Below are 2161 nucleotides of genomic sequence, written 5' to 3' on the forward strand. Positions count from 1 at the left end.
GTTGGAGCTGACCGCGAGGCTGCGTCGCTCGTAGGCGGCGTCGACCAGGCGGTAGAAGCCCTCGGCGGCGTCCGGGGAGACCGGCAGCAGGCCGATGTCATCGACGATGATCAAGTCGGCGCGGGTGATGCGGGTCAGTGCGCGGGCGATGGAGTCATCGACGCGGTGGCGGCGGACCAGGGCGCCGAGGTCTTCGATGGTGAACCACATGACGGTCATCCCGGCTTCGACAGCGGCTTGGCCGAGCGCCTCGCTGTAGTGGCTCTTGCCCGTGCCCGACGGGCCGCAAATGCAGAGATTCTCCCGTCGTGTCACCCATTCGAGGGTCTTGAGCGCATCTTGGGTGGGGCGGGGGATGGAGGAGACGGTCTCGTCCCAGTCGCCGAAGGTCTTGCCGGTGGGGAAGGCGGCGCGTTTTCTGCGGGTGTTGAGGTTGGCTCGGTCGCGTCCGGCGGCCTCTTCAGCCAGGAGCACGCGCACGACCTCAGCCGGATCCCAGCGCTGGGCCTTGGCGGTGGGCACCAGGTCGGCCAGGGCGCGGCGGATGTGCGGCAGCTTGAGCCGTTTGGTCAGCTCGATGGCCTCGGCCAGCGGGTCGCCGGCGGTGGCGGGGACGGTGCGCAGCGGGGTGGCCATGTCAGATCAGGTCCTCATCGTCGTTGTGAGCGGGCGCGGGGGAAGCCGCGGGGGAAGCCGGGGGGGTGCTGGTGCCGAAGGCGGCCCAGGCCGAGGTGCCCGGCTGCAGGCTGTGGTCCTCACCAGCGCGGGTGGGCTCGGCGTCGGCCTGGCGGAGCTGGTAGTTCAGGATGGACAGCAGGTCCGCGTCGGCGAACCGGCCGGTGATCGCGGCGGTGCCCAGCGCGCGGTCGACCGCGGCCGGGGTGTGCAGCTTGGCCAGCGCGACGGCCTCGGCCATCTTGGCGCGCACTCGCCGGGTGCCTGCCGCGGCGGCCTCCACCAGCCACGATGCGGCGCCGGGGCCGAGCATCAAGAACGCCGCCTCCTCGGCAGTGGCCGCCTTGGGGGTGCGGTCGGCCTGTTTGTCCTCGCGCGGCGGGTAGTGCGCCTCGTCGATGACGGGAGTTCCCGGGGTGCCGCGCCGGTGCCGAGCCACCTCGGCCGCGGTGCCGTCGGCGGCGACGGCGGTGACGATCAGCTCATCGCCATGGAAGCGGGCCCACACGCGGGTGTCGACCAGCGGGTGCGGCACCGAGTAGCGCACGCCCTCCACCGAGATCGTGCACTCCCAGGTCACCCGCCGGGTGGTGCCGAACGCCGCGGTGAACGGCGCCTTGGGCAGCGGGTGCAGCCGCTGGCGTTCCTCGGCCAGCATCTGCTCCGGCACCCGACGCGTCTGCCGGTGCACGCGGCCGTTCACCTCGGCGCAAAAGTCCCGGCAGGCCGCCTCCACCTGCGCAAACGTCCGGTACTCGGGCAGCAGATTCGTGTCAGTGGGCACCAGGTCGGCCTTGGCGATCCGCACCGTGGCCTCGCTGCCGCCCTTGGACTCGGGATCGGCCGGGATACAGGTGCGAATCGTCATCCCGTAGTGCTTGGCCACCTCCACGATCTCCGCGTTGCGCACCGCGATCCCCGCCACGTGATCGGTGGTGACGGTCCTCTCGTTGTCGGTCAGCGCGTAGGCGGGTACCCCGCCGATCCTGCGCAGCGTCGCATCCAGGCAGGCCACGATCGTCGGCAGCGTCTTGTCCAAGACCGGGATCACCACCCGAAACCGAGACCAGGCCAGCCACGCACACCACAACGTGACCTGCCGCCCCTTGATCACTGGGCCGGTTCCCCAGTCCCACTGCAGCCACAGCCCCGGCTCGGTCACCCACGGCCGATACACCCGGTGCCGGCCCAGCCGATACTGCGCCTTGGCCTCGGCCACCGTCCGCCGCGTGGTGCGTTCCCCACCGGCGAACCCCATCGCCACGATCCGCTTGTGCACCACATCCGCACGCACCTTCCCGCGCGAGCGCACCACCAGCTCCTCGATCTTCGGCAGGTACGCATCGATCGCCCGCTCTCGGTGCTTGCGCTGCTCGGGCGACTGCCCAGCCGCGCGCATCTTCACATACCGAGCCACCGTGTGATGGTCGCACCCGGCCAACTCAGCTGCGGCGCGATAACTCCCCGTGAGGTCATACGCCTCAAG

2 protein-coding genes are annotated in these 2161 nt (G+C 70.9%); both read right to left on the reverse strand.

Going from position 1 to position 2161, the window contains the following annotated elements; translation table 11 throughout:
* On the reverse strand, nt 1-636 hold a 636-nt coding region (locus ACTWQA_RS58810), incomplete at its 3' end, for an ATP-binding protein (RefSeq protein ID WP_443167462.1).
* 1 nt (nt 637) lies between these two features.
* A partial coding sequence (istA, locus tag ACTWQA_RS58815; RefSeq protein WP_443167463.1) for an IS21 family transposase occupies nt 638-2161 on the reverse strand: 1524 nt, incomplete at its 5' end.

The sequence above is a fragment of the Nonomuraea sp. 10N515B genome, from assembly GCF_052245915.1.
Taxonomy (GTDB): domain Bacteria; phylum Actinomycetota; class Actinomycetes; order Streptosporangiales; family Streptosporangiaceae; genus Nonomuraea.